The 18,023-nt window shown below is 69.0% G+C and carries 14 protein-coding genes and 1 pseudogene; 8 read left to right on the forward strand and 7 right to left on the reverse strand.

The window, feature by feature from the left end; all coding sequences use genetic code 11:
* Positions 1-55: 55 nt before the first annotated feature.
* Positions 56-1,417: an NAD(P)/FAD-dependent oxidoreductase gene (locus ACFWM2_RS06515; RefSeq protein WP_383273625.1), complete on the reverse strand. Its 1,362-nt coding sequence runs from the start codon at positions 1,415-1,417 to the stop codon at positions 56-58.
* A gap of 544 nt (positions 1,418-1,961) precedes the next feature.
* Between ACFWM2_RS06515 and ACFWM2_RS06520 the strand changes: the two genes are divergently transcribed.
* The gene (locus ACFWM2_RS06520) at positions 1,962-2,942 is read left to right on the forward strand and encodes an ATP-binding cassette domain-containing protein (protein ID WP_383273628.1); all 981 of its coding nucleotides are present in this window, start codon (positions 1,962-1,964) and stop codon (positions 2,940-2,942) included.
* Positions 2,939-3,730 (forward strand): ABC transporter permease, encoded by a 792-nt coding sequence (locus ACFWM2_RS06525; protein WP_383273630.1) that lies wholly within the window; start codon positions 2,939-2,941, stop codon positions 3,728-3,730. Before ACFWM2_RS06520 ends, ACFWM2_RS06525 begins: the two co-directional genes overlap by 4 nt.
* Here ACFWM2_RS06525 and ACFWM2_RS06530 read toward each other — a convergent pair.
* Entirely contained in the window at positions 3,711-6,848 is a 3,138-nt protein-coding gene (locus ACFWM2_RS06530; protein WP_383273632.1) for an ATP-binding protein, read from the reverse strand. The genes ACFWM2_RS06525 and ACFWM2_RS06530 overlap by 20 nt on opposite strands.
* A 512-nt stretch (positions 6,849-7,360) precedes the next feature.
* On the opposite strand from ACFWM2_RS06530, the gene ACFWM2_RS06535 reads away from it, so the two are divergent.
* Positions 7,361-9,364 (forward strand): hypothetical protein, encoded by a 2,004-nt coding sequence (locus ACFWM2_RS06535; RefSeq protein ID WP_383273634.1) that lies wholly within the window; start codon positions 7,361-7,363, stop codon positions 9,362-9,364.
* 69 nt (positions 9,365-9,433) lie between these two features.
* Here ACFWM2_RS06535 and ACFWM2_RS06540 read toward each other — a convergent pair whose 3' ends face one another.
* Positions 9,434-10,096: a hypothetical protein gene (locus tag ACFWM2_RS06540; RefSeq protein WP_383273636.1), complete on the reverse strand. Its 663-nt coding sequence runs from the start codon at positions 10,094-10,096 to the stop codon at positions 9,434-9,436.
* A gap of 239 nt (positions 10,097-10,335) precedes the next feature.
* Here ACFWM2_RS06540 and ACFWM2_RS06545 point away from each other — a divergent pair, with 239 nt between their 5' ends.
* The gene (locus tag ACFWM2_RS06545) at positions 10,336-10,578 is read left to right on the forward strand and encodes a hypothetical protein (protein WP_383273638.1); all 243 of its coding nucleotides are present in this window, start codon (positions 10,336-10,338) and stop codon (positions 10,576-10,578) included.
* A 172-nt stretch (positions 10,579-10,750) separates the two neighbouring features.
* Here the strand turns inward: ACFWM2_RS06545 and ACFWM2_RS06550 are convergent, their stop codons facing one another.
* Positions 10,751-11,173, reverse strand: coding sequence for a MerR family transcriptional regulator (locus tag ACFWM2_RS06550; protein WP_383273640.1), 423 nt, complete (start codon positions 11,171-11,173; stop codon positions 10,751-10,753).
* 55 nt (positions 11,174-11,228) lie between these two features.
* On the opposite strand from ACFWM2_RS06550, the gene ACFWM2_RS06555 reads away from it, so the two are divergent.
* From ACFWM2_RS06555 to ACFWM2_RS06570, 4 genes and pseudogenes are all read left to right on the forward strand, one after another.
* Positions 11,229-12,200, forward strand: a complete 972-nt coding sequence (locus tag ACFWM2_RS06555) for an SDR family NAD(P)-dependent oxidoreductase (RefSeq protein ID WP_383273642.1) — start codon at positions 11,229-11,231, stop codon at positions 12,198-12,200.
* Positions 12,197-12,619 (forward strand): annotated as a pseudogene (locus tag ACFWM2_RS06560) (helix-turn-helix domain-containing protein); the annotation flags it as partial. The gene ACFWM2_RS06555 and the pseudogene ACFWM2_RS06560, both read left to right, overlap by 4 nt.
* A gap of 489 nt (positions 12,620-13,108) precedes the next feature.
* A complete protein-coding gene (locus ACFWM2_RS06565) occupies positions 13,109-13,777 on the forward strand; it encodes a class I SAM-dependent methyltransferase (RefSeq protein WP_383273644.1) in 669 nt (222 codons plus the stop codon).
* Between the two features lie 232 nt (positions 13,778-14,009).
* Positions 14,010-14,912, forward strand: a complete 903-nt coding sequence (locus ACFWM2_RS06570) for an MFS transporter (RefSeq protein WP_383273646.1) — start codon at positions 14,010-14,012, stop codon at positions 14,910-14,912.
* 47 nt (positions 14,913-14,959) lie between these two features.
* Here ACFWM2_RS06570 and ACFWM2_RS06575 read toward each other — a convergent pair whose 3' ends face one another.
* From ACFWM2_RS06575 to ACFWM2_RS06585, 3 genes are all read right to left on the reverse strand, one after another.
* Positions 14,960-15,508, reverse strand: coding sequence for a GNAT family N-acetyltransferase (locus ACFWM2_RS06575; protein ID WP_383273648.1), 549 nt, complete (start codon positions 15,506-15,508; stop codon positions 14,960-14,962).
* Between the two features lie 635 nt (positions 15,509-16,143).
* Positions 16,144-16,917 carry an IclR family transcriptional regulator C-terminal domain-containing protein gene (locus ACFWM2_RS06580; RefSeq protein WP_383273650.1) on the reverse strand — a complete coding sequence of 258 codons (774 nt, stop codon included), beginning with the start codon at positions 16,915-16,917 and terminating at the stop codon, positions 16,144-16,146.
* Between the two features lie 76 nt (positions 16,918-16,993).
* Positions 16,994-17,872 (reverse strand): zinc-binding alcohol dehydrogenase family protein, encoded by an 879-nt coding sequence (locus tag ACFWM2_RS06585; RefSeq protein WP_383273653.1) that lies wholly within the window; start codon positions 17,870-17,872, stop codon positions 16,994-16,996.
* Positions 17,873-18,023 lie beyond the last annotated feature (151 nt).

Below are 18,023 nucleotides of genomic sequence, written 5' to 3' on the forward strand. Positions count from 1 at the left end.
CTCGCTTCCTGTCGGAGTCGCCCCGGGGAGGCAGCGGACGGGGGCCGGTCTGGCGTCACGAGCCTTCGACGTGCTCCCGGATCTGCTCGGGAGTCAGGTAGGCGTTGGTGTACTCGAAGTCGCGGAGGGTGGCGGGCGTGCGGGTGAGGAAGCCGGTGCGGACGAAGTCGTCGCCGGCCACCGCGTTGAGTGCCCAGTTCGTGGCGACGCGGACCTTGGCGACGTTCGTGCGCAGTGCCGACCAGTGGTAGCCGCGGGCGGCGATCAGGGCGGGCAGACCGCGCAGTTCAATACCGAGCGGTTTGGATACGGCGTCCAGGCCACCGAGGTCGACGACGAGCCCGAGGTCCTTGTGGACGTAGGGAGTCATCTGCTTCCCGCGCAGTACGGCGATGACGTTGTCGGCGACGTGCTTGCCCTGACGCATCGCGTGCTGGGCGGTGGGCGGGCAGACGGCGCCTTCCGTGTCCTTGGCCTCGTCGGGTACGGCGGCGGCGTCACCGAGGGCGAAGACGCCGTCGTGGCCGGGCAGGCACATCTCCGAGGAGACGGCCAGCCGCCCCTTGACCGTCTCGGCGCCCAGGGTGGCGATGAGCGGGCTCGCCGCGACGCCCGCTGTCCAGATCAGCGTGTGGGTCGGGATCACCCGGCCGTCGGTGAACGTGACCTCCTCGGCGCCGGCCTTCGCGATGGACACACCCAGCGATACGTCGATGCCCCGCTTGCGCATGACCTCCAGAGCGCTGCGTCCGAGCTTGTCGCCCAGTTCGGGCATCAGCTTCGGCGCGATGTCGATCAGATGCCACTTGATCAGCTTCGGGTCGAGCCTGGGGTAGCGCTTCACGGCGTTGTGGGTCAGGCGCTGCAGGCAGGCGGCGGTCTCGGTACCGGCGTAACCGCCGCCGACCACCACGAACTGAAGCCGTGCCGCCCGCTCCGCCTCGTCTTCACTGGCATCGGCGATGTCGAGCTGCGAGATGACGTGGTCACGGATGTACGCGGCCTCGGCGAGCGTCTTCATTCCCCGGGCGTGCTCGGCCAGGCCCGGGATGTCGAAGGTGCGGGTGATGCTGCCCGGTGCCAGCACGATGGAGTCGTAGCGTTCGTTGACGATCTCGCCGGAGATCTTGCGGACGACGCAGACCTTGGCCTTAAGGTCCACTCCGATGGCGCCACCCGGGATGATGCGGGTGCGGTACTTGCGGCTGCGGCGCAACGACACCGCGACCGACTGCGGGGTCAGGACGCCGGAGGCGACCTGTGGCAGCAGCGGCAGGTAGAGCTGGTAGGAGAAGGGTGTCACCAGCGCAAGATCGGCCTCGTCGGGTCCGAGTTTGCGTTCCAGCCGCCGTACGCACTCCACTCCCGCGAAGCCCGCTCCCACCACCAAGATCCTCGGTCGTGCCACGATGTCCATCCCTTCACCGGCTGCAGACTTGTCTGACTCCCAGGTTCCTCTGCCCCCGGGGGCGCGTCTCGCACATCTTTGATCCCACCGCGCGACGGGCCGACGCGCCACCGGGCACCTGCCGGTGCCGTCGGCGGCCATCGAGGGCGGGCGCGGGATGAGGGCCCGCGGCTGCCCACCGACGCCGGAAGGAACGCAGGCCGACGTCGTCTCCGGCTGCTGCGACGGCGAAGCGGCCCCTCGTGACGGATGTGTGTTTCGCGGGGCGGTGGTACCTCGTTAGGAGGAATCGGGAGGGTCGCGCGCCTCGCCGCCCGCGCTTCGTGTGATCGGGCGGGGGAGGGGCTGACGCGAAAAACCCCGGAGACCCCCGGCCTGCGACCGATGTGGGGCCGAACGGATCGCGACGGCGTGACCGGTCTCATTTGCCGGTAGTGACGGCCCGAAATGGGGTGCGCGGCGCTGGCTCCTGCAGGGTTGGACCGGCCTGGTTCCAGAGCGCTGAAACCACGTTGAAACCGCGCTGAATGCGCCCTCCCGCAGTCTTCGCGGCATGACGACCACGACACCGCACTCACTCGCCATCGCGGCCAAGGGGCTGCGCAAGGCCTACGGGGACAAGACGGTCCTCGATGGCATCGACTTGGCGGTGCCGGCAGGCACCGTCTTCTCCCTGCTCGGCCCGAACGGCGCCGGCAAGACCACCGCCGTCAAGATCCTCTCCACGCTCATCACCGCCGACGCCGGCGACCTGCACGTCGGCGGCCACGACCTGGCCGTCGACCCGCAGGCCGTGCGCGCCGCGATCGGCGTCACCGGGCAGTTCTCCGCCGTCGACGGCCTGATCACCGGCGAGGAGAACATGCTCCTGATGGCGGACCTGCACCACCTCTCCCGCAGCGAGGGCCGCCGTACCGCCGCCGAACTGCTCGAGCGCTTCGACCTGGTGGAGGCCGCGAAGAAGCCCGTCTCCACCTACTCCGGCGGCATGAAGCGCCGCCTCGACCTCGCCATGACGCTGGTCGGCGACCCGCGGATCATCTTCCTCGACGAGCCGACCACGGGCCTCGACCCGCGCAGCCGCCACAACACGTGGGGGATCATCCGCGAGCTGGTCTCCGGCGGCGTCACCGTCTTCCTCACCACCCAGTACCTCGAGGAGGCCGACGAACTCGCCGACCGCATCGCCGTGCTCAACGACGGCAAGATCGCCGCCGAGGGGAGCGCGGGCGAGCTGAAGCGGCTCATCCCGGGCGGCCACATCCGGCTTCGGTTCTCCGACCCGGGCGCGTACCAGTCCGCCGCCGTCACCCTGCGCGAGGTCACCCGGGACGACGAGGCGCTGTCGCTGAGCATCCCCAGCGACGGCAGCCAGCGTGAACTGCGCGCCATTCTCGACTGGCTGGACTCGGCCGGCATCGAGGCGGACGAGCTGACCGTGCACACCCCCGACCTCGACGACGTGTTCTTCGCCCTCACCGGCACAACCGTCGTCACCGCCCAGCCCGACCAGCCGAAGGAGGCTGTCCGATGAGTGCCCTCTCCCTCGCCGTACGCGACTCGTCCACGATGCTGCGCCGCAACCTGCTGCACGTACGGCGCTACCCGTCCATGACCCTGAACCTGCTGCTCACGCCGATCATGCTGCTGCTGCTCTTCGTCTACATCTTCGGAGACGTGATGAGCGCGGGCATCGGTGGCGGCGGCGCCGACCGCGCCGACTACATCGCCTATATCGTCCCGGGCCTCCTGGTGATGACCATCGGCAGCACCGTGATCGGGGCCGCGGTATCCGTCTCCATGGACATGACCGAGGGCCTCATCGCCCGCTTCCGCACGATGGCCGTCTACCGCGGCTCCGTGCTCATCGGACACGTCGTCGGCAGTGTGCTGCAGGTACTCGCCAGCCTGGTCCTCGTCGGTGCCGTCGCCGTGGCCATCGGCTTCCGGTCCACTGACGCGACCGCCCTGGAGTGGCTGGCGGCGTTCGGACTCCTTGCGCTGTTCGCCCTGGCGCTCACCTGGATCGCGGTCGGGATGGGCATGGCCAGCCCGAACCCAGAGGCCGCCAGCAACATGGCAACGCCGCTGATCCTCCTCCCGCTCATCTCCAGCGCCTTCACTCCGGCCGACACGATGCCGGGCTGGTTCCAGCCGATCGCCGAGTACCAGCCCTTCACCCCGGCCATCGAGACCCTGCGCGGCCTGCTGCTCGGCACCGAGATCGGCAACAACGGGTGGATCGCGATCGCCTGGTGCGTCGGCCTGGCCGCGCTCGGCTACCGCTGGTCGACGTCGTTGTTCAACCGCGACCCGCGATGAGCGTGCGGGCTGCCTCCCGCAGCTCGTCCCGCTCGAGAGCGGCGTACTCCGACACCGCGTCGGCGTACGCCGCGCCGGCAGCGTTCCCGGCGGCCCCGACCGCCTTCCGGGCGCGCTCCGCCGACATCGTCGGCTGGAAATCGCGCAGCACCCGCAGCCGTTCGGCCAGCGCGATCATCCGTGCCGCCCCACCATCGCCGGACGCGAGCCCCGCCATACCAAGGGCGTGCAGCACCGTCCCGAACACAGGGAGCTCCATGGGCGTGCGGGCCGGGCCGGAGAGCAGGGACCACAACCGCTGCCGCAGCCGAGTGACCACCTCCGCGACGAGTCCGAGCCGGCCGGCGTGCGCGTGCGCCGTTACCGCGGCCGACTCGATCTGCAGTACCCACCGGTCGAAGAAGGGGTCGTCGCTGTGCATCGAACCGGCCTCGAGCATCCCTTCCACATTGCGGCGCCACAGGCCGAGCCCGACCTCCGTCAACCCGCGGGCGAGCGCGATCTCGGCGCGGCCCCCGAAGTCCGGGCTGTAGACGTCGTCCTTCTGCGGGGCGTTGCCACCCTCCGCCTGCCGCATCCAGTACTCGGCCTCGTCGGGGTCGCCGCGCTGCAGGCAGGCGAGGGTGAGGCCCCAGCGGACGCCGATCGAGTCGTGCTCGTCGCCGAGCCGCGGCAGCGCCTCGAGCGCCATCCTGAGGTGCTCGTAAGCGGCCTCGCCCTGCTCCACCTGCAAGCACATCTCGCTCAGCCGGGCGTGGCCCATGACCTGGAGGAACGGGTTGTCGACCGGCGCCAGGGCGGCGATGCTCCGCCGAGCCGAGGCGAGCGCGCGGTCGATGTCGTGCTCGTACCCCCAGACGTAGGTGGCGATGCACTCGGCGATGCCGGCGAGCAGTGGCTGCTCGCTGTCGCAGAGTTTCCGCAGCACGTCGTAGTCGGGAGGCACCATCTCAGGGACCGCGCTCAGCACTACCGCGATGGCGCGCACCAGTGTGTCCGGCGGGGCCGGGGGCAGCCGCCGGAGGGTGACGAGCTGGCGTACGACGTACGGGCCGTAGCCCATGAACAGGCTCGCCGTGCACAACACCGCGGCGGCGCGGGCGACTTCGACGTATTCGGGCTCGGGGTAGTAGTGCGACAGCGGCGGGCCGGTGTCCGCGGCGAGGGCGGTGAGGCGGGGGTAGCTGGAGCCGGTGGACCACAGGGCGGCGAGAACGGCGGTGAGGGCGGCGGTGGTGGGGCCGTCCGCCCGCGCCAGGGCGTGCCGCAGGGCCAGTACGAGGTTGTCCTGCTCCGCCCTGATCCGCTCCCAGGCGACCAGCGGTTCCGAGCCGAAGAACCAGTCGTGGTACGCGACCCCGAAGTCCCGCGCCCAGGTGAGGAACTGGCCGACGGCCGCGTCCTCCTCACCCGCCTCCGTGCGCCGGGCCGCACTGAACTCCCGTACGGTCTCCAGCATCCGGAACCGTACGTCGGCCGGGGTGTCGGCGACGGTGATCAGCGACTGATCGGCCAGCTGCTCCAGCAGAAGCAGCGCATCCTCGCCGAGCACCTGCTCCGCCGCCTCGCCGGAGAAGCCGCCAGGGAAGACGGACAGCGTGCGCAGCGCAGCCCTGGCGTCCTCCGCGAGCAGATTCCAGCTCCACTCCACGACCGCGTGCAACGTACGGTGGCGCTCCGGCGCGTCCCGCGCCCCGCCGCGCAGCAGCGCGAACCGGTCGCCGAGGCGGCGGGCGATCTCCGGCACCGAAAGGACTCGCACCCGCGCCGCGGCCAACTCCACGGCGAGCGGCAGCCCGTCGAGGTGGCGGCACAGCTCGGCCACCGCGCCGGACGGCAGCTCGACGCCGGGCCGTGCGGCCCGGGCCCGCTGCGTGAACAGCTCGACGGAGGTGTCGAGACCGAGCTCCGGCAGCGCGTACACCGCCTCCGACGTGAGGCCCAGCGGGGCCCGGCTGGTGGCGAGCACCCGCAGATCCTTCGAGGACGAGACCAGGGCCTGTACGAGTCCGGCGGCCCCCCGGATGACCTGCTCGCAGTTGTCCAGCACCAACAGGGCGGGCCCGGACCCGAGCACGCCGAGGATGCCGGACACCGGGTCGGCCGAACCGTGGCCGCTCACAGCGCCGTGTCGCCCCTCGCCCGCCCCGAGCCCGGAGGCCACTTCCGCGGCGACGTCCTCGTCCGCGGTGACGCCGGCGAGCGGCACGAAATACACGACGCGCTGCTCGGCCCGGCGGCTGACGGCGTGCGCGAGCCGGGTCTTGCCGAGGCCACCGGGGCCGACGACGGTGACGGCGCGGGACAGACGCAGCAGCCGCTCCGCCTCGGCGATGTCCTCGTCCCGACCGAGCAGTGGATTCGGCTCGTGCGGCACACCGTGCCTGACCACAGGCGCCTCACCGCGCAGCAACTCCTGCTGTACGGCCTTGAGCCCGGCGCCGGGATCCGTGCCGAGCGTCTCGCGCAACTCACGGCGGTACGCCTCGTACCGCATCAGCGCCGCGGACGGACCCGCCGTAGCCGCCTCGCCGCGCAGCAACTCGGCGAGCACCTCCTCGTCGCGCGGATGCTCCGAGGCAGCCACGGCCAGCGGCCCGGCCGCCTCCGCGTGCCGCCCCAGCCGGGCGAGCGCGAGCGCCTGCGCGCGGACGAGCGTGTCGCGGACGGGGGCACGCTCAATTGCCAACGCCACTACGGGGTCGTCGGTGTCGCAGGACTCGTCAGACGTGCCCTCCCACAGCGCGAGCCCGGCCTCGGCGGCGGCGAGCGACCCCGCGTGGTCCCCGGCCCTGGCCCGGTCCGCGGTCGCGGTGGCGTGCAGCAGCAGGGCGGAGGTGTCGACCTGATCCTCGGTGAGGTCGAGCCGGTATCCGGTCGGCGTACTTGCGAGGACGTCGGCGCCCAGCTGCGCCCGCGCCCGGGACACCAGGACCTGCACTGCCTTTCCCGGCCGCTCCGGCAACTCGCCGGGCCACAGCCCCGCCACCAGCCGCTCGACGCTGCAGCCCGTGCGCAAGTCGCCCGCGAGGAGCGCGAGAAGACCGCGCAGCCGGGGCGCGGTGACCTCCTGCCCGCGATAGGCGACACGCGGCAGCAGGGTCAGGTCGATGGTCATTCGTGCAGATTAGCCAAGGCGCCGTGCGGCTGAACTCCCGCCGTGGGCTGACATCCCACCGCACGGACGGCTCCGGCCCTGGCCGCGCTCGTCGCCCCACCCGCGTGTGAGGACGTGTGGAGCTGTCCCTGACCCCAAGGGCCAACTCCGGGCCATGGGCCCCGACCCCGCGAGCCGGCGCCCATACCTGTACCACGCCGCCATCCGTGAGAAGCCGGAGGCGGTCTGTAGGCCCATGGGGACGGCCCGGCAGCGGTCGACCATGACCGCCGCCGAACTGGCCGTCTACTGCCTCTTCCCGCTCCGCGGGCGCCTATCGAGCCGCGGTCGTGTGTGTGGCCTATCTCGCGTTTGTGACGTGCACCCCCCAGCAACTCCGCGCGGTCTGCCACCCGGTAGCCACCCCGCGCCGTAATCCGCTTTACCGGAGGCGCAGTTGTGTCTAGCGTCCTGCGACTGTGTGCAGTTCGCACACGTGTCGCATTTTCTACAAGGTAAGGACTCATCGCCTCGTGCATTTATACAAGCCATCAAGAGCGGGTCTGCGCGGCCGGATCGTGGCCGGCGTCGCCGTACTGCTGCTCATAGGTACCGGCCCGGCGAGCGCGGCCGACTCGGGGCGCACCGCCCAGCCCGACCCGAACGCCGCACCCTCCAGCCGTCCCGCCGCAGGACCTGAAGTGAAGTCGGCCGTGGCTGCTGGATCCCGCCCGGTGTCGGGCAAGAGCCCCACCGCTGCTCCGTCGAAGAAGAAGGACGCCGCGGGGTTCCAGCGGGTCATCTCCCAGAAGATCCAGCTGAAGAACACGGTGACCGACGCCGACGGCGACAAGGCGAACCTGACGTTCGAGGTGTGGACGGCCGATGCGGCCGGCAACCCGAAGACGAAGGTCAAGATCGACGACAACGAGTACGGCGTCATCGTCTCCCCCTTCGTGGCATCGGGATCGACCGTGACAGTGGACGTCCCCGCGGGCAAGCTGGCCATGAACACGAACTACGTGTTCCACACCTCGGCCTACGACGGCTCGCTGTACGAGACGACCTGGTCGCCGTGGGCGCGATTCCGTGTGGAGCTGCCGGTCGACCTCACCCTTCCCACGCCGAACTACAGCGCGCCCGACCCGAGTTCGTTCGACGTTCCTCCGAGTCCGTACCAGACGAAGCCACTCGGCACTTCGGCCGCGCCGGCCGCGAAGTCCGGCCCGGCGGTGGAGCAGTGCAGCCCGGTCAACAAGGACGGGCGGCAGGTCTGCTTCGGCAAGCCGATCCCCAAGGACAAGGCTCCCAGGAAGGTGGCCCAGGCGGCGAGGGCTACGGCGGCAACCGCCGGAGTCCCGTGGTGCAACACCGAGTTCGCGAGCATTCTGGCGACACGATTCACCGAGTGTGACGTACGGGCCGTGCCCGTCATCATCCGCACCGACGGCGTCCCGGACGCGATCGCCTACTTCACGTTCCTGCGCATGATCGAACTCGATGGGCAGAACAGCTTCACCGAGCACCTCGTCATCGAGCCCGCGCAGCAGATCCCGCTGGACTTCGCGGAGATCAACATGAAGCTCGCCGAGCACCTGTGCCAGGGGTCGTGCAAGCCCAGCGAACCGGGTCCTGACGCGTGGACCGAGAAGACGTGGTGGACGCCCGGCGACATGCACTCCACCTCGCTGACGACGCCCTACACCTGGGACGCCTCAAACGCAGGCCAGAAGTACATCTTCAAGCCGGACGTGAAGATCGACGCGGACATTCTGCCGTCCGACGGGAACATCCGCCCCTTCCTGACCGGCTACCAGTGGTCCAAGGGCTACAGCGGAGGCACCCAGGACCTGGACCAGATCCGGTGTGACACGACCACAGCCGGCCCGGGAACGGGCTGCGTGTTCGTCAACTCCGCACCGACGTATGTCTTCAATGCCAAGGCATTCCCGCAAGCAGCCGCGCACGGCTGGCTGATTCAGCAGTCCACCCCCAACCACCCCGGCTCCGAGTCTGCACAAAAGCCCCTGTACTACATGGGTGACAGCGCGCAGAACACCCGCAGCCGGGGCCGGATCTGCCCCACCGGATGGGCTGCCGAGAACGGGGACGCCAGCGCCCTGGTGGACGCCTCCGACACGCTGAACTGCGATGAGTTCGCGTTCGCGTCGTCGTACAACAGCGGCGGCATGTCGTCGGCGGAAGGCGGCCTGAACCCCGCCCTGAAGACCGGCAGCACCACTCCCACCGGCGCGGCGTGCATCGGCACCTACGCCAAGAAGCTGGGCTCCGCGGTGCACCTGTTCAGCCTGAACGGCACCGACCCGACATTCAAGGAAGTGTGCGGCCGCTCCGCGATCTCCGGCATGCACAACCAGGAGTCCATGGGCAACCACTTCGCGACGTTCATGCGTGACATGCGGATCATGGACAAGGATGCGTACTGGCTGGACACCCGCATGAGCCCGGGCAGCACCTGCACGTACGGAACACCCGGCAACGGTGACCCCGTCATCTGCAAGCTGACCGCCCAGTAACAGGCGCCCTCAACCAGTGTTGGTCCCCACGCCGAGAACGGGGTGGGGACCAACACTGATATGCGTAGGTCAGACCATGGGAATCAGGACCGCGGGAAGATCCCCGGCCTCCACGACTGTTCGATCGATGGACAGGCCGCAGTAGTCGCCCACGGCCGTGAACACCGCCTCGGGAAGCTGGGGCCCGTGCTCCTCGAAGTGCGCCACGGCAGCGGCCTCACCCACTTCCCCAATGGAGGGGAACACCGCGCCGGCAGCGTGCAGGGCCGCATCCAGGGCCGAGTCCTCCCCGGTGTCCTGCCCGAACTCGGCCTGACGGGCACTTCCGTCACCCGGCGCATGGATGATCCTTTGCGGCGGACTCCAGGCGTTCAAGGTCACGCAGACGATCTCCTCGTCCGGGGCGGGCCGCATGGACTCCACCTTCCGGTAGCCGGTGGCCCATGTCGCCGTGCCCCAATCCTCCAGTACGTACACCCACTCGCCATACGTCCCGTACATCGCGCGATTGACGTGCGGTGACTGGTCGCCTCGTCGCCTCGCAGGCACGACGAGATCCCTGCACAGCGTACGGTCGGCGAGCTCGTCGAGATCGGCACCCAGTGCGATGAGGAACTCGTCCGCGTCGACGCCGCGTGCGCAGGTAAGGGATATCCGTCCGAGCATGCCGGGAAGGGCGGCTGAACTGCCTGTCGTGCTGTGCGCACCGATCCAGGCGATTCCGTCACTCATGCGGGTCCTCCGTCTTCGGGTTACGTCGTGGCCGCCAAGAGATCCACGAGATCCAAGTGTCTCGTGGCGCTCCCTACGTGCCTCCCGGGCCCGGTCGGATTGTTCGTCCCACCCGCCCACTCCCGCGCGGTCTCTGAGCGGCCCGCAACCCTATCCAAGAGTCGACCGCCGCCCAGAAGCGTTTGGCCGCGGTGCGGTGCAGGCCGACGGCCGACCGACGCCGCACGGATATCGCCACAATGATCGACGCGCAGACGGTCAAGCCCGGCACCCCGGTCGTGCTCGCTACCGGTCTACCGATCGCTGGGCCGCCACCGACGAGAACGGCGACATTGTCCTCAACGCCACCGGAGCCTCCTTACGGCCTGGTCGACGAGGCCGGCGCAGTCGTCTGCGGCACCAGAACCTGCCAGGGCATGGACGAATGGCACACCGAGAACGCGGACGCTGCGCGGATCAACCTGCGAAACTCTGCGAACTGATCGTCGTCCTCCGGCGTCCTGTCGGATCTATCGTCTACCGATCTGCAAGATCAACGACTCAAGTGTGCCTCCGAGGTTCGTAGTTGGTGTGGTGTGGGTGGCCTGAGCTGTGGTGTTGGTGGTGATCTCCAGTTGTTGCGTGGCAGAAGGTTGCTGACGCTGCCGTGAGGTTTCAGGTCGTGGGGTCCCAGAGTCCTTCGGCCTTGCCGCGGGCGAGGTGGTCGGCGTAGACGCCGACCTTCCAGGTGATGACGGACCGGCACTCCTCCAGTGCCTGGATCTGTGCATCGACGCGCCGCCGGTGGGCTTCGAGAAGCTGCAGGCGTTCCGCCTCGTTTCCCGGACCGTGCCGCACCAGCTCGGCGAACTGCTTGAGGTCGGCCAGCGGCATCCCGGATTCCCGTAGCTTGACGCAGATCAGCAGCCAGTCGACGTCGAGCGCGCTGTACCGTCGCCGGCCTCCGGAGGTTCGCTGGACCGGTCCGACGAGCAGTCCCTCGCGCTCGTAGAAGCGCAGCGCGTGGACGCTGAGTCCGGTCTGCTCGGCCACGTCGCCGATGCTCAGTGGTGTTGCAGGAGTCTCGGTGCTAGCCATGCGTCGCAGTCTAGGACTTGATCTAGACCTCGCTCTAGATCGTAGCTTCGACGGCATGACCAGCATTGATCAGCAGCCGCTCGGCTCGCCCTTCTCCCCCACCAGCACTGCCGAGGACGTCACCGCGGGCCTCGACCTGTCCGGCACGAACGCCGTGGTGACCGGGGGCTACTCCGGGCTCGGCCTCGAAACCACTCGTACCCTCGCAGCCGCCGGAGCCCGCGTCATCGTTCCGGCGCGCCGGCCTGACATCGCGCGGGCCGCACTCGCGAATGTGAAGGGCTGCGAGGTCATCCCCATGGACCTGACCGACCTCGCCAGCGTGCGGGCCGCCGCCGCACACATCCGCGACTCCCTGGCCAGGCTCGACCTGCTCATGGCCGTCGCCGGAGTCATGGCCACTCCCGAACGGCGCGTGGGACCCGGCTGGGAGGGCCAGCTCACCGCCAACCACTTCGGGCACTTCGCCCTCGCCTGCGAGCTCTACCCGCTCCTGGCCGCCGCCGACGGTGCACGCGTCGTGGTCAACAGCTCCGCCGGCCACACCCTGACCGACATCCGCTGGCACGACCCGCACTTCCGCACCGACTACGACAAGTGGCTGGCCTACGGCCAGGCCAAGACCGCCAACGCCCTCTTCGCCGTACACCTCGACACGCTCGGGCGCGGCGACGGCGTCCGGGCCTTCTCACTTCATCCAGGCAAGATCATCACCGGGCTGCAGCGGGAAATGGCAATCCAAGAACAAATCGACCGCGGGTGGGTGGACGAGCACGGCAACGTGATCGCCACCGACTTCAAGACCCCCTCCCAGGGCGCCGCCACCGGCCTGTGGGCCGCCACCTCCCCTCTCCTCGCCGACTGCGGCGGCCTCTACCTGGAGGACTGCGACATCGCCGGCATCTCCGCCCGCGAGGCGTCCATGGACGACGGCGGCGTCCGCGCCTACGCCATCGACCCCGATGCAGCCGCACGGCTGTGGGACCTGTCCATCGCCGCGACCGGCACCGCCCCGATCACCCGATGACGTCACCGCACCGCAACGCACCACTGACCATCGAAGGCCGACGTCGCCTCGTCGAACGCTGCCGCGCCCGCCCGATCGCTCACGTCGCCGCCGAGATGGGCATCTCTCGGGCGTGCGCCGCGAAGTGGGTCAACCGGTGGCGCCGTCATGGTGACCTCGGTCTGCTCGACCGTCCGTCGCCCCCCGGCCACATGGTGCACCTGGACGTGAAGAAGGTCGGACGGATTCCCCACGGTGGCGGCCGGCGTATCCACGGTTGCGACTCCAAACAGGCCAAGGCAGCAGGCCGCGCGAAGTCAGCGGGCGCGAAGCGTGGCTACGTATACCTCCGCTCCGCCATCCACGGCTTCTCCCGGCTCGCCTACACCGAGCCGCTCGCTGACGAGAAGGGCGCCACGGCAGCCGCGTTTCTGGCAAGGTGAGCGCGGTCTCGGTCACGGCCGGCGCGTGAGCGGTCTGCAGGCGTACGGCGGTCGGATCGGGCACGGCCCGTGAGGTGGCGGCGCCCGCGCATCTCGGGCCACTCGGCAAGGAGTTGCACGCCGTACTGGGTGGGCAACCACACCCGGATGCGTCCGGCCTGCAGCAGCAGGGCGGAGGTGCCGACCTGATCCTCGGCGAGGTTGAGCCGGTATCCGGTCGGCGTACTTGAGCACCGCCTCCGCGAGCCGGCGCCCATGCCTGTACCACGCCGCCATCCGTGAGAAGAAGGAGGCGGCCAAGCATGGCCACGTCCTCGAACTCGCCGTGTGCTGCCCGACATACGCGCCCGGGCGGCCGACGACCTGGGGAAGCGCGGTCTCACCCGCGAGCGTGTCCGAACGGAGCCTTCACCTGCTCGGTCCCACCGGATCGAGTCGCGTTCTCAACCGGCCCGACTGTCAGCGGCCTCCTTTAAAGTCGCCCGCGTGACTGAGTCCTCCCACCTTGCCGCGGTCCGGAAGTCGTACGACACTGTCGCGGTCGACTACGCACAACTCGTCGAATCTCCTGCGGAGTTGGACCCGTTGTCCCGCGCGATGCTGGCCGCGTTCGCCGAAGCCGTGCAGGTGACCGATGGCGGACCGGTCGCAGACGTGGGATGCGGCCCCGGCAAAGTCACGGCACACCTGGCACACCTGGGGTTGCCCGCCTTCGGTATCGACCTGTCCCCGAAGATGATCGAGCTGGCCCGCCGGGCCTATCCGAGCCTGAACTTCGAAGTAGGCTCGATGACCGCGCTCCCGTTCCGGGACGACGAACTCGGCGGCATCCTGGCCTACTACTCCACCCATCACACCCCGCCGGAACTGTTGCCTGTCGTGTTCGCCGAATTCCACCGCACACTCGCGCCTGACGGCCTTCTGATGCTGGCCGGCCACGCGGGAGACCACGAGCACCTCCGTCCGACGCAGGCGTATGGCGGCCATCCGGTGTCCTATGAATCCCACCTGCTGCCGCCGGAGCAGACCGTCGATCTGTTGGAACGAGCCGGACTCGTGATCACCGCGCGATTGGTACAGGTGCCTGACCAGGGAGCGAAGAGGACGATCGCCACGTTCCTGGCGCGAAAACCCAAACGCCCCTCGACGGCATAGCGAACTGTCTGTCTCAACGAACCGAGCGCACGCGGGTCGGGAAACCTCCGCTGTCGTGGGGCACGGGTTCGCGCGCGGACTTCAGGCCGCTGGTCCCGAGGTCACCATGGGCGTACGCGTGCGGCGCGTTGCCGGAGCCGAGGATGGCTGTCGGCCGACATCGTTCGCCGGCGCTCGGGACGGTCTGCTCCCTGGACTAGGGTGCTGCGCCGCGTCGAGCACAAGGGAGATCATGAAAACCGCTGCTGACTCACCCAAGATCATCAGCGCGCCGTTGAGAGTCGCCGCCTTCCGACGGTTCGTGTCGGCCAATCTCATCTCCACCACCGGGTCTGCCATGGCCCCATTGGCCCTGGCCTACTCGGTGATCGAGGAGGGCGGGGGAGCGGGATCTCTCGGTCTGGTGCTTGCCATGAACACTGTTCCGACGATCGTGTTCCTCCTGGCGGGCGGTCTCCTCGCTGACCGCCTGTCCCGGAGCCTCATCCTGTTCCTCGGCAATCTGTTGGCGGCGGGCGCACAGGGTGCGGTGGCGGTTACCGTGGCCAATGGTCACGCGACGACGTCGTCGATCGCCGTGTGCGCGTTCGTTTCAGGGACCGCAGCGTCGTTCACGGTGCCTGCCACGCAGAGCGTCGTCGCTCAGATCGTTCCTGTGGAGTACCTGCAGCAGGCCAACGCCTTGCTCCGGATACCGAGCAACGCGGTCAGGGTGTTGGGCCCAGTGGTCGGCGGGTTCATCGTTGCTGCCAGTGGCCCGGCACGGGCTCTGGCCTGGGACGCGTTTACGTTCGCCGCCGCGGCCTTCCTGCTTCTCGGCCTGCGACTTGACGCCCCGCTCGTCACGAGCGGCATTCTGGCCGATCTGAGGGCGATCGTCGCCTGGACCACCGCCTTTCAACAGCACGTGCCTCAAGCCGAGCAGGGCCGTATGAGCGCGTTCAATGGCGCCGGGGAGCGTCTCGCCATCCCCTTCGGCTACCTCATCACCGCCCTTGTCGCCCACTCGTGGGACGGCCGGAGCGTGCTGCTGGCGTGCGCCGGCACGATCGCTGCCGCTGTCGTCCTCCCAGAGGCCGTAGTGGGGGAGGAGGGGGAGGCGGCAGAGCGGGGCGGTGTGGGGCTTGGGGGCTGATGGCGACCGGTTGGTGGCTTTGTGGGTCCGGGTTGGCGTGCAGGATTTCAATCGGATGGCGTGATCGAGGGCCAGACGCCGAGCCACTGTTCGGCGCCGTAGTCCTTGAACCGTTCCACTTCGGTGAAGCCCAGCCTTGTCGCGAGGTGCATCGAGCGCTTGTTGGCGGTTTGGGTGCGCAGTACCACCGGTTCGCGGGGATGTGTGTGGGCGAACCAGTCGAGTGCCGCTGTGCACGCTTCGGTGGCGTATCCGTGTCCCCACGCTTGCGGCAGGAAGAGATAGCCGAGTTCGGTCTTCCCGACATCTGGACGGACGTGTCCAGGACTTTCGGTGTCGTGGCGATCGAGCTTGACCATGCCGATCATCGCTGCGTCGAGATCGATTACGAATAGGCCGGGCCGCGGTCGGGACATCTCGGGCACGGTGCGCTCGAGCTCCTCACGCGGTCGCGGATCACCGAGGTAGGTATGCACCTGCGGTGAGGCGTGCAGTTCGATGAACGCCGTACGGTCTCGGGCCTGGGGCTGACGGAGCACGAGCCGTTCGGTCCTGATCGGGGCAGGTGGCCAGGCGTCGGGTCCAAGCTCAGTCATAGCGGGCAAGCTATCGCACGCCGCTGGGCGGGGGGCCTCAGATTCCGGAACAGAGATCAACCGTCTCCCGGTCCGTCGGACTCGGTCCCATGAGGTGAGTTGCAAACATCTGCTCAGATCCGCCGTCGCAGAGCGTCTCCTGCGTAGGTGGCGGCGGAGTGCGTCGGTGAACTCGCCTGGCAGGAACGGGGGTTGAGCGTGGTTGCTCGTGGGTTGGGCCGGGGTGGGATGTGGTGAGTGTGGCTGATCGTGAGTCGGCTGTTCGGCTGTGGGAGGTGGCCGGCGTTTGGCGTGTAGGGGGTCTGCATGCAAGAGGTCACGTCGGTCGGTCCGGCGTGGTGTTGTCGGTGGCCGCGCTGTGGTGGGGATGTTCCAACTCGCGTGCGGGTTGGGGGTGTTGGGGTCGGTGGAAGGTTCCGGCGTTGCTTAGGTGGCGGATGAGGGCGGTGACGGCGGGGTTGGTGGTCGCGGCGGCAGATGATGTGGTGGTCCGAGCCCTGTCGGTTTTCATCGACGCTCATCGACATGTCACGGCACGGCGATCCACAGATGCTGCTCCATCCTGACGACCAGCGATGCCCGTTCCCAACTACGGGACGCCTTCCCGTGTCCACGGGTAGTCCCCATGGTGGGGGTCAGGTGGTGCTGAGGGTGGCGGCGGCGTGTTTGGTGGCGTCGATGTAGGGGGCGGGGGCGCGCTGCATTTGTAGGGCGGGGCGGAGGAGGAGGACGGAGGCGGTGATGGAGTCGCCGTCGAAGACGGGGGCGGCGATGGAGTTCCAGTTTTTCATGCACTCTTGGTAGCCGAGGGCGTAGCCCTGCTCGCGGATGTCGACGAGGGAGGCTTCCAGGGTGTCTCTGTCGCGGATGACGCCGGGTCCGGCTTCCTGGGGTACGGGTTCGGCGAGTACGTGGGCCTGGATGGGTGTGGGCAGGTAGGCGAGGATGGCGCGTCCGCTGGCTCCGGTGCGCAGACTGCGGGTGACGGACAGGACGTCGCGGGGGGTCATGCCCAGCTCGACCAGGTCGGAGTCGCCGACGGCCATGTCCGCGCATTGGCGGCCCGCGGTCATGCCGGGCGACTTCATGTAGAGGAAGGCGAGGCCTTGGTCGGTGGCTTCGCGGAGTTCCTGCAGGGCTCGCTGTGCTTGTTCGTGGGTGGGGCCGTGGGGGAGGGCGTAGGCCAAATCGGAGAGGGGGCGGGCGAGTTGGTACATGCCGCGGGAGGGTCGTTTGTAGACCTTGCGGTAGATGCCGGCAGTGAGGATGCGTGAGGTGGTGGCGTCGTCGTACTGGCAGGCTTCCGCAATGTCGTGCAGCGAGTGGGGTCCGGGCCCCAGCGAGGCCAGTCGCTCCTGCACGTAGTAGGCGCGGGCCGCCACGCTGGATCCGCCCGGAATGGTGGTCATGGACTGCCCCCGTATCGCCGCCGCCGTCACTGCTGTCTGTGTGGTCTGAGCCGTCTGCGCTGCCCCGGTTGGGATTTTAGCCGGAGACATGGAGCATGGCCTTTCCCGTGACGGTGCGCGATTGCAGCGCGCGGTGCGCGTCGGCCGCCTGTTCAAGTGGCCACTGCTGTCCGGTGATGGGCCGCAGAGTCCCAGCAACGGTTGCTTCGAACAGGGCGGTCATGGACTGGGCGAGTGCGCCGCGCACGGCGTAGAGGTGCGGCAGCCACAGACCGCGGACCGTCAGGGAGCGTTCCAGGATCATGCGGCCGGCGGCCGGGGCGGGTGTGCCGCCCGCGTAGCCGTACACGGCGATTCTGCCCAGCGGCGCGAGGGTGGCGAGCAGTTGTTCGTGCACGCGCCCGCCCGTCATTTCCAGTACGGCGGTGACCGGGCCGCCGGCCGCATCGAGTACGGCCTGTGTGAGGTCCTCGGCCCGGGAGTCGGCCACGGCCGATGCCCCGAGCTGTACGGCCAGGTCGCGGCGTTCGGGGGTGGAGGCCAGGCCGATGACACGCGCCCCGGACTGTGCGGCCAGCTGCACCGCGAGGGAGCCGACCCCTCCGGCCGCCGCGGAGACGACGACGGTGTCCGAGTCGGTCAGGCTGAGGCAGGTGTGCAGCAGGTGCCAGGCGGTGTTGCCCTGCAGGGTCAGGGCGAGTGCCTGCTCGTCGCTGACTTCGTCCGGTACCGCCCAGGTGGTCATGCGGTGCGCGGCGACCTGCTCGGCGTACCCGCCGCCCCGGGTCAGGGCGACGACCCGCTGCCCTTGCTCGTCGACGCCCATGACCTCATTGCCCGGGATATACGGCAGTTCCACATCCGCGAGGTAGGTGCCGGTGCGGACATGTACGTCAGCGAAGTTGAGCCCTGCTTTGCGGACGCTGATGACGCGATGCGCTCGCGGTGGAGTCACATCGGGCGCCTCAGCCGTCTGAAGGACTTCAGGTCCGCCGAATGACTTCATGACGATGGCACGCACAGGGGTGTCCTCCACAGACGGAAATAGCTGAGATGCCAGCGTAGCGGCCCCTGCAACACCGCCTGGAGGCGGAGTTGGCCTGCCA

Origin of the sequence: Streptomyces sp. NPDC058371, from assembly GCF_042723265.1 — a bacterium.
Taxonomy (GTDB): domain Bacteria; phylum Actinomycetota; class Actinomycetes; order Streptomycetales; family Streptomycetaceae; genus Streptomyces.

Excerpts from the sequence above, each read along its gene's own strand:
- ACFWM2_RS06515 (WP_383273625.1), bottom strand. The coding sequence starts at position 1,417 with ATGGACATCGTGGCACGACCGAGGATCTTGGTGGTGGGAGCGGGCTTC.
- ACFWM2_RS06520 (WP_383273628.1), top strand. The coding sequence starts at position 1,962 with ATGACGACCACGACACCGCACTCACTCGCCATCGCGGCCAAGGGGCTG.
- ACFWM2_RS06525 (WP_383273630.1), top strand. The coding sequence starts at position 2,939 with ATGAGTGCCCTCTCCCTCGCCGTACGCGACTCGTCCACGATGCTGCGC.
- ACFWM2_RS06530 (WP_383273632.1), bottom strand. The coding sequence starts at position 6,848 with ATGACCATCGACCTGACCCTGCTGCCGCGTGTCGCCTATCGCGGGCAG.
- ACFWM2_RS06540 (WP_383273636.1), bottom strand. The coding sequence starts at position 10,096 with ATGAGTGACGGAATCGCCTGGATCGGTGCGCACAGCACGACAGGCAGT.
- ACFWM2_RS06545 (WP_383273638.1), top strand. The coding sequence starts at position 10,336 with ATGATCGACGCGCAGACGGTCAAGCCCGGCACCCCGGTCGTGCTCGCT.
- ACFWM2_RS06550 (WP_383273640.1), bottom strand. The coding sequence starts at position 11,173 with ATGGCTAGCACCGAGACTCCTGCAACACCACTGAGCATCGGCGACGTG.
- ACFWM2_RS06555 (WP_383273642.1), top strand. The coding sequence starts at position 11,229 with ATGACCAGCATTGATCAGCAGCCGCTCGGCTCGCCCTTCTCCCCCACC.
- ACFWM2_RS06570 (WP_383273646.1), top strand. The coding sequence starts at position 14,010 with ATGAAAACCGCTGCTGACTCACCCAAGATCATCAGCGCGCCGTTGAGA.
- ACFWM2_RS06575 (WP_383273648.1), bottom strand. The coding sequence starts at position 15,508 with ATGACTGAGCTTGGACCCGACGCCTGGCCACCTGCCCCGATCAGGACC.
- ACFWM2_RS06580 (WP_383273650.1), bottom strand. The coding sequence starts at position 16,917 with ATGACCACCATTCCGGGCGGATCCAGCGTGGCGGCCCGCGCCTACTAC.